Origin of the sequence: Planktothrix serta PCC 8927 (assembly GCF_900010725.2) — a bacterium.
GTDB lineage: Bacteria > Cyanobacteriota > Cyanobacteriia > Cyanobacteriales > Microcoleaceae > Planktothrix > Planktothrix serta.
Genome location: NZ_LR734934.1, coordinates 1 through 449, shown reverse-complemented (window position 1 = coordinate 449; position 449 = coordinate 1). Strand labels below are relative to the sequence as shown.

1 rRNA gene is annotated in these 449 nt (G+C 46.3%); it reads right to left on the bottom strand.

Annotated elements, in window-relative coordinates:
• Positions 1–375: 375 nt before the first annotated feature.
• A 16S ribosomal RNA gene (locus PL8927_RS27700) occupies positions 376–449 on the bottom strand; the annotation flags it as partial.

The window sequence follows — 449 nt, the reverse complement described above, 5'->3', positions numbered from 1 at the left end:
CGTCCTTCTTCGCCTCTGTGTGCCAAGGTTTCCACCGTCAGCCCTTTCTATCTTGACCACTTGATTCTCTTTTGTTTGTGATTAGTTCTTCTGCTGAATGGGTCAGTTTCCTTTCCCTCAAATCAGAAGTTCTAACTACGAACTACTGCCAGTTTTGTTTCTCTGCAATTTTCAAGGTTCTGTCTGGACTTGCTAGTCCAGCATTCTTGCTGATTTGGCTCACGCAAGGTGCTGAATTGTCCGTTTTTTTAAACCTGAGTTTAAGAGTTTGAAAGCTTCTGTCTAATTCATTGTTCTCGCACGACCTGGGATGACTTCTGAGGGTGCTAGATTTTGTTGGGATGTTCGCACTCTACCCAGAAGTAGGTCTCCCTAAAAGGAGGTGATCCAGCCACACCTTCCGGTACGGCTACCTTGTTACGACTTCACCCCAGTCATCAGCCCTGCCT